Annotated in this window: 7 protein-coding genes; 5 read left to right on the top strand and 2 right to left on the bottom strand. The window is 54.3% G+C overall.

The features are described from left to right. Positions 1-202: 202 nt before the first annotated feature. Positions 203-1,147: a dihydrodipicolinate synthase family protein gene (locus WHS88_08140; GenBank protein MEJ5260142.1), complete on the top strand. Its 945-nt coding sequence runs from the start codon at positions 203-205 to the stop codon at positions 1,145-1,147. A 53-nt stretch (positions 1,148-1,200) separates the two neighbouring features. After that, positions 1,201-2,709: a sodium:solute symporter gene (locus WHS88_08135; GenBank protein MEJ5260141.1), complete on the top strand. Its 1,509-nt coding sequence runs from the start codon at positions 1,201-1,203 to the stop codon at positions 2,707-2,709. A gap of 12 nt (positions 2,710-2,721) precedes the next feature. Here WHS88_08135 and WHS88_08130 read toward each other — a convergent pair whose 3' ends face one another. Continuing rightward, positions 2,722-3,396 (bottom strand): PEP-CTERM sorting domain-containing protein, encoded by a 675-nt coding sequence (locus WHS88_08130; GenBank protein MEJ5260140.1) that lies wholly within the window; start codon positions 3,394-3,396, stop codon positions 2,722-2,724. 151 nt (positions 3,397-3,547) lie between these two features. Next, a complete protein-coding gene (locus WHS88_08125) occupies positions 3,548-4,504 on the bottom strand; it encodes a family 43 glycosylhydrolase (GenBank protein ID MEJ5260139.1) in 957 nt (318 codons plus the stop codon). A gap of 253 nt (positions 4,505-4,757) precedes the next feature. Between WHS88_08125 and WHS88_08120 the strand changes: the two genes are divergently transcribed. The 3 genes from WHS88_08120 (at position 4,758) to aroB (ending at position 7,367) form a co-directional block, all read left to right on the top strand. Beyond that, positions 4,758-5,567 carry an RNA polymerase sigma factor RpoD/SigA gene (locus WHS88_08120; GenBank protein MEJ5260138.1) on the top strand — a complete coding sequence of 270 codons (810 nt, stop codon included), beginning with the start codon at positions 4,758-4,760 and terminating at the stop codon, positions 5,565-5,567. A gap of 144 nt (positions 5,568-5,711) precedes the next feature. Then, positions 5,712-6,230 (top strand): adenine phosphoribosyltransferase, encoded by a 519-nt coding sequence (locus WHS88_08115; protein MEJ5260137.1) that lies wholly within the window; start codon positions 5,712-5,714, stop codon positions 6,228-6,230. Positions 6,231-6,236: 6 nt separating this feature from the next. Next, positions 6,237-7,367 (top strand): 3-dehydroquinate synthase, encoded by a 1,131-nt coding sequence (aroB, locus tag WHS88_08110; protein ID MEJ5260136.1) that lies wholly within the window; start codon positions 6,237-6,239, stop codon positions 7,365-7,367. Positions 7,368-7,379 lie beyond the last annotated feature (12 nt).

The following is a 7,379-nucleotide window of genomic DNA, read 5'->3' as shown; positions in this document are numbered from 1 at the left end:
TGACAGAGGTACTTAAGGGAATGACAGAGGTGCTTAAGGGAATGACAGAGGTGCTTAAGGGAATGACAGAGGTGCTCAAGGGAATGACAGAGGTACTTAAGGGAATGACAGAGGTGCTTAAGGGAATGACAGAGGTGCTCAAGGGAATAGCAGTTGGTTCTGCCGGACTTGTTGGGTGAATCCGGATGCGGCAGGAACATCGATGAAGAATGTGCAGGAAACAGCGAATCTGTTAAAGGGGATTATCCCGCCGATAGTCACTCCGCTGCGAAGTCAGACGGAAATCGACGGTGACGGATTGTCGCGACTGGTTGAACATATCCTGGCAGGCGGGGTGCACGGGTTGTTTGTTTTGGGTACGACCGGAGAAGGGCCCTATCTGTCGTCCGCGCTGCGGGCGGAGTTGGTCCGGCGGGTTTGCAGGCAGGTGAACCGGCGGGTTCCGATTTTCGTGGGGATTACGGATACGGTGGTTTCGGAATCCGCTGCCTTGGCCCATTTTGCTGCGGAAAACGGTGCCGACGCCGTTGTGGCGGCCCCTCCGTATTATCTGCCAATGGGCCAGGAGGAGCTGATTGGGTATATGGAGCGCCTTGTTTCCCAAGTTTCTCTTCCCGTGGTTTTGTACAATATCCCTCTGTGCACAAAGATGTCGATGGACCCTCAAACCGTCCGACGCATTGCGGAGCTGCCCGGTGTCATCGGACTGAAGGACAGTTCCGGCGATATGATGCACTTTCAAAAAATCAAATGGATGTTCCGGGAAAATCCGGGCTTCAAAATCCTGATGGGCACCGAGGAGCTGCTGGCGGAATCTCTCCTGCTGGGGGCCGACGGCGGAATCTGCGGGGGAGCCAACCTGTTCCCCCGGCTGTATGTGGATTTATATAATGCCGCCGTGTCCTCCGACATTCGAAAGGTTCGGCAGCTGCATCAGCTGGTTATGAAACTCAGCACGGCGGTTTACAGTGTCGGCCAGTCCAGTTCGGGGATTTTCAGAGGAATCAAATGCGCCTTGCGCATTATGGGAATTTGCAGCGACATGCCGGCGGAACCGTTTTGCTGTTTTTCAGAGTCCCAGCAGGAAAAGATACGCGAGTTTCTGAATGAGTGGCGAAATCTCTATCCGCCTGCGGACGAACGGTGAAGGGGTCGGCGGCCCTTTCGGAATCGAAAAGAACCAAAGCACAGGGACGGCAAATGGGACAATTCAGTGCGGTTGACCTGACAGTTCTGGTTCTTTATTTTGTCGGGACACTGAGCATCGGGGCTTTCTTTTACCGAAAGAGCCGATCCACGGATGGATTTGTCGCCGGACACCATTCGCTTCCAGGCTGGCTGACCGGCTTGTCTATTTTTGCCACATATCTGAGCAGCATCAGCTTTATCGGCATTCCGGGCAAGGCCTATGCGGACAACTGGAGTTTTTTTACCTTCAGTCTGTCGCTGCCGATTGCTGTGTTCATCGCCTATCATTATTTTGTTCCGTACTACCGGCGGAGGACCGAGGCCATTTCCGCCTATGAGGAACTGGAGCAGCGGTTCGGCTATTGGGCCCGGCTGTACGCCAATCTCTGTTTTCTGACCACACAGATTGCCCGGATGGGGGCTGTGCTGTATCTGACGGCCGTGCCGATGCAGATTCTGCTCGGATGGGATATCAAAGCGATTATCTTCCTGCTTGGGCTTTCCGTGACCGTTTATACGCTGATAGGGGGCATTACGGCGGTGATTTGGACGGATGCGATTCAAAGTGTCATTCTCATCGGCGGGGCTCTGGTTTGTACCCTTGTGATGCTCTTTTCCGTGTCCGGAGGTCCTGCTCAACTGCTGTCAACGGCATTTAATGAGGGGAAATTCAGTCTGGGAAGTTTCGGGCCTTCGCTGCGGGAGGAGACGTTCTGGGTTGTCCTGCTTTTCGGCATTGTGCTGAATCTGCAGAACTTCGGCATCGACCAGAACTATGTCCAGCGGTATAAATCCTCCAAAAACGACCGGGAGGCGGGCAAGAGCCTGCTGCTGGGGGGACTGCTGTATCTTCCGGTCTCGGCGATGTTTTTCCTGATTGGTTCGCTCCTGTTTGCGTATTACAAAATCCAGTCGGCGGAGATTCCGCCGGCCGTTGCGGCCAAGCCGGACTATATTTTTCCTTACTACATTGTTCAGACCCTGCCGGCGGGGTTGAGGGGGCTTTTGATTGCGGCGATTTTTGCGGCGGCGATGAGCACCGTTTCGACGAGTTTAAATTCGGCGGCTACTCTGATTATGTCGGACTTCTTTCGACGATTCAAGGCGGACGCGACGGACCGGCAGTGCCTGAACGTGCTCTATGCGGCTACGGGCTTTTTTGGTCTGTCCGGCATCCTGGCGGCTTTTGCGATGAGCCGATTCGGCGAAGGATTCAAGACGTGGCAGACGCTGGCAGGCATTTTCAGCGGGGGCATGCTTGGGCTGTTTCTTCTGGGTCTGATGTCCCGCAGGGCGGGAAATTCCGCCGGTGGGATTGGCACAACGCTCGGAATCCTTTTAATCCTCTGGATGACGGCATCAAAAAAGTTTCCGGTCTTTTTCGGGCGTTTCGCCTATTCGTGGAACGATTTTCTGATTCCGGTGATTGGGACAGCGGTGATTCTTCTGACAGGCCTGGCTCTCAGCCGGGCAAAAGAAGCAAATAAAAAAGCACCTTGTTCGGAGGAACAAGGTGCTTGAAAAGACGAGCAATTAATGTGTCCGGCGTTTTTTTGCAGCTGTCAGAAGACCGCTGAAGGCCAGCAGCAGGAGCGATGTTGGTTCAGGAACCGCAATAATTCGCGGTCCGCGTCCGCTTTCGGCAGTGTAGATTGCCCCGCCTGTATCTCGAGACCCGCACAGAACAAACGTTGTGTAGGCCCTTCCGGCCGCAAGGTCGTCGAGAAGATGATTCAGCACGTCAAATTGTTTGATGCCGGGTGTGCCTTCTACCGTCCCGCTGTTGAACAGATAGTACTCTATGGAGACGAAGGCTGTCGTCGGGCCCAGATTATCCGCAACGACATCACCGGTCAGGTTCATGGTGCCTGTATTGACCCACCGAATCCCGGCTGAACCATACCAGTAGCCCGTATCAAATCCTAATGATTCCACTTCCAGAACGGCGCTTGTGATTGTTTGGCCGGATAAGGCGGCTATCGGAATTTCGAAGATGGAAATGGTGTAATCGTTTCCGTAGCTGCCGCCCATAGACAGGCCTACCCCCATTTCGTTGGTTCCGGTTGTGTAGCCGTAGGGACCGTATTTGCTGTTCCAGGAATACATCGCATCACCCGACGGCGGGGTATAAAGTGTGATGGCGCCGAACGAAATACTGCATAGACAAGCGGATAAAAAGACAAAAACACTCCAACTATTTTTACACATAAGAACCTTTCTGATTTTCAAAAGGAAAAGCAGGAAAGAAAAAGGTAGATTTCGTTGTGAGGTACGCCCCTCCAATCGTTTATCTATATTTCCGCTTTTCTGTTCTCCAATTTTGCCTATGTTAACAAAAAAGCGTTCTTGAGTCAAGAACTTACTTGGGATTTCTTTGAATTGGAGACGATTCCAATTTGGCTGTGGGGGTCATTTGGATAGGTTTGATGGTTCCGTCGGTGCCATATTCCACAAGGTCTGCGGCGATTTTTCGGCTGCCGGAGTAGGGGCCGTCTCCTTCGACGTTTTCCCAGCGGTGGTAAAAGATGTACCAGCGGTCTTTGGGCGGTACATAAACAAACGAGTGATGGCCGGGGCCTTTAAAGCGGTCGTTGCTGACAAGGATTGGGCCCTTGTAGTCCCAGGGGCCCAGAGGGGTTTTTGAGACGGCATAATGCACCGAATAGGAGCTGTGCCGCCAGCTGCCGTGGCTGTAGGACAGGTAATACAGGCCGTTTCGATAATGGATAAAGACGCCTTCGGTAAAATTCGGCGGCGTCTGCACCGGGATTTCCTGTTTGAGCCCGAGCAGGTCGTCCGTTAATTCAAAAACCCTCAGGGTGGAGCCGGCGCTGCCGCCCGCGTAGAGATAATACTTTCCGGATTGGGGGTCTTGAAAGACCATCGGGTCAATGGCTTCAAAGTTGGGGTCGTTGTGGTCTGACAGCAGAGGCCGCCCGGAATCCGTGAAAGGTCCCAGCGGGCTTTTGCCGACGGCCACCCCGATGTGGGAGGGTTTGGGGCCGAGTGAATAGTAGAAATAAAATGTGCCGTCTTTTTCGATGAGGCAGGGGGCCCAGCCGCTTTTGCGTTCGGTGAGCCATTCGATTTGGCTGACGCTGAAAATCGGCCCGTGTTTTTGCCAATGAAGCAGATCCGCAGAGGAGTATGCATAAAAACGGCCCCTCTCGGAAGTTGGATAAAGGACAAGACGGCCGTCAAACCAGACGGCGTGCGGGTCCGCCCCATCGAAAAGGGGGTTTTCGGCCGGTGCGGCGCCAATCAGAATCCAGACAAAAACGAGCGTCTTCAGAGAACAATTCGATACAATCATCATATTGATTTCCCATTCGAACCTATCATACAAAAAAGAGGCGGCCTGTCCAGTAATTTTCAGTTTTTCCTCTGCCGCAGAAAAAGCCCGGAAAAGAGAAACCGGGCCGGATAGGTGCTTAAGGCGGTCGTGTTTTGAGCCGATAAGAACACCGGGCTCGGCGGATGTCCGCGGGCCTAAGCGTCCGAGAAAAACGGTTTTCTTGAGGCAATGGAAGCCCTCAGAAATACCGGCTGTGAACCGAGGAGACCAACAAATGGCATTTGATATCACGATTAAAGAGTATTTGAAGGAAATCGATGAGGCCCCGCTGCTCAGCTGGGAGGAAGAGAAGACGCTGGCCAAGGCGATTATCGAAAACAATGATCCGGAAGCCCGCGACCGGCTGGTTCGTTCCAACCTTCGGCTGGTGGTCAATATTGCCAAACGGTTTTCCGGACGCGGAATGACGCTGGGGGACCTGATTGAGGAGGGCAATCTGGGGTTATTGCGGGCGGTGGATACCTTTGACCCGGAGCATAAGGTGCGGTTCAGCACCTATGCGGCCTGGTGGATTAAGCAGGCCATCAAGCGGGCGATTTTGAACAATGCCCAGCCGATTCATATCCCGACCTATATGGTGGAATTGATTAATCAGTGGCGTCAGACCTATGCAGAGATGGAACTGAAGCTGGGCCGAACGGTCAGTCTGGAAGAGATGGCCGGAGCGATGAAGGTGCCGATTCGAAAGGCCAAGGCCATTCAGGATATTGTTTCGGTGGTGGAGGCCGGTTTTCAATATGACAATCCGGAGGGCAATGCGGGGCTTGAAGAGACCGTCGAAGATGACAAGGTGTCTCTGCCGGATGATGAAATCGGCGGCGAAGAGGAACTCTGCCAGGCCCTTGAACTGCTGGAGGAAATTGACCCGCGGGAGGCCGAGGTGCTTCGTCTGCGGTTTGGATTGGACGGGCAGGAGCCGCTGACCCTCAAGCAAATCGGCGAAAAGCTCGGGCTGACGCGTGAGCGGGTTCGCCAGATTCAGCGAAGCGGCCTGGCCAAACTGAATGAACTGATGACCCGTTAAATAAACGAAGGAACGGACAAAAGCGGGCCGTTTATAGGTCCGCTTTTTTTATGTACATTCGCCGCCCAAAAAAATATTTTTTTGAGGGAGTTTTTTGCTATAATCCCCGTTTCTGAGATGCGACGGCCTGCGTGCAGGAAAGGGATGGAATTGGATTTAAAAGACTATATTCGCAGTATTCCTGATTTCCCCAAGCCGGGGATATTGTTTCGGGATATTACGCCGCTTCTGGCGAATGCGGAGGCATTTGGGCAGGCAATAAAGGAGATGTCGAGTCCGTATATAGACAAAGCGGTTGACTGCGTGGCGGCGGTGGAGGCCAGGGGATTTATTTTCGGCTCGGCCATTGCGGCGGTTTTAAGCGCGGGCTTTATTCCGATGCGAAAAAAAGGCAAGCTGCCGTATCAGACCGCGTCCGTCCATTATGGTCTGGAGTACGGGCAGGATTCCATTGAAGTTCACTGCGATGCCATTCGTCCGGGCCAGCGTGTTCTTTTGGTAGATGATGTGCTGGCCACGGGCGGGACGATGGCGGCGGCCTGTGAACTGGTGAAAAAACTGGGCGGTCAAATCTGCGGTTTTTCCTTTCTGATTGAGCTGACCGGGCTGGAGGGGCGTCAGAAACTCGGTTCCTATCCCATTCATCGGCTGATTGCCTATTAGCGAAAAATGGACTCCCCTCTGAAGGACAATCTGAAGACGTTCAAGGTGTCAACGCCCGCTCTGCCGGAAGGGGGGTATCCGGTTTTTGTCGGCAGCAGCTTTTTAGGGAAGCTTCGGGAGGCGCTGGAGGTGCAATTTGCCGGACGGACGGGGTTTGTGATTACGGACCGCTCTCTTGTGCAGGCCGGTCATCTGGACCGCTTTCTGGGCGGCAGCCAAATGGGAGTCTATGTGATTGACCCGCCGGGGGAAGCGTCTAAAACGATGCAGACGCTTGCATCGATTTTGGAGGCGATGGAAAGCCGCTTTTTGGGGCGGGATACCCTGGTGATTGCGCTGGGGGGCGGAACGGTCGGGGATATTGCCGGTTTTGCGGCGGCTGTTTTCAAACGCGGCGTGCCCGTTGTGCATATCCCGACGACGACCATCAGCCAGGCCGATTCGAGCATTGGCGGCAAAACCGGCGTGGACAGCACTCGAAGCAAAAACGCCTTTGGCGCATTCTGGCATCCGGCGGCTGTGTATATGGATACCCAGACGCTTCAAACCCTCGATGAGGTGCAGTATCGGGCCGGGCTGGCCGAGTCGGTCAAGCATGCCGCCATCGCCGATGCCGCCTTTTTTGCATGGCTGGAGGAGAATGCCGACCTGCTGCTGAAGCGAGACCCCGCGGTGCTGGAGCATCTGGCCTGTCAGAACTGCCGAATCAAGGCCTCGGTGGTGATGGAGGACCCGCTGGAGAAGAATCGGCGGCGGGTGCTCAATTACGGCCATACGATTGGACATGCCCTCGAGGCCCTCAGCGGATATTCGCTGCTGCATGGGCAGGCGGTTGCGATTGGAATGATTGCCGCCGGATGGATTGAAAAGGAGATGGGGCTGGTTGGTGATGACCGGCTGGAGCGGATTGAGGCCCTTTTGGGTAGACTGGGGCTTGCGACCCGCGCAGCAGGGGCCTATCCGCCGGAGAAAATTTTAGAGCTGCTGAAACTGGATAAAAAGTCCGTCGGCCGACGTCCGCGGTTTGTGCTGCTGGAAAAGCTGGGTTCGGTGCTGTGCCGGGACGGACAATGGGCTGTGGAAGTGCCCGAGGAGATTGTCAGGAAAGTTTTGGTCCGCCTGGCGGACACGGTGTAAAGATTTCAGGAG

This window comes from Anaerohalosphaeraceae bacterium (assembly GCA_037479115.1).
Classification (GTDB): Bacteria; Planctomycetota; Phycisphaerae; order Sedimentisphaerales; family Anaerohalosphaeraceae; genus JAHDQI01.
The sequence above is the reverse complement of the archived record's forward strand: the minus strand, read 5'-3'. Positions and strand labels throughout refer to the sequence as shown.

Excerpts from the sequence above, each read along its gene's own strand:
- WHS88_08140 (MEJ5260142.1), top strand. The coding sequence starts at position 203 with ATGAAGAATGTGCAGGAAACAGCGAATCTGTTAAAGGGGATTATCCCG.
- WHS88_08135 (MEJ5260141.1), top strand. The coding sequence starts at position 1,201 with ATGGGACAATTCAGTGCGGTTGACCTGACAGTTCTGGTTCTTTATTTT.
- WHS88_08130 (MEJ5260140.1), bottom strand. The coding sequence starts at position 3,396 with ATGTGTAAAAATAGTTGGAGTGTTTTTGTCTTTTTATCCGCTTGTCTA.
- WHS88_08125 (MEJ5260139.1), bottom strand. The coding sequence starts at position 4,504 with ATGATGATTGTATCGAATTGTTCTCTGAAGACGCTCGTTTTTGTCTGG.
- WHS88_08120 (MEJ5260138.1), top strand. The coding sequence starts at position 4,758 with ATGGCATTTGATATCACGATTAAAGAGTATTTGAAGGAAATCGATGAG.
- WHS88_08115 (MEJ5260137.1), top strand. The coding sequence starts at position 5,712 with ATGGAATTGGATTTAAAAGACTATATTCGCAGTATTCCTGATTTCCCC.
- aroB (MEJ5260136.1), top strand. The coding sequence starts at position 6,237 with ATGGACTCCCCTCTGAAGGACAATCTGAAGACGTTCAAGGTGTCAACG.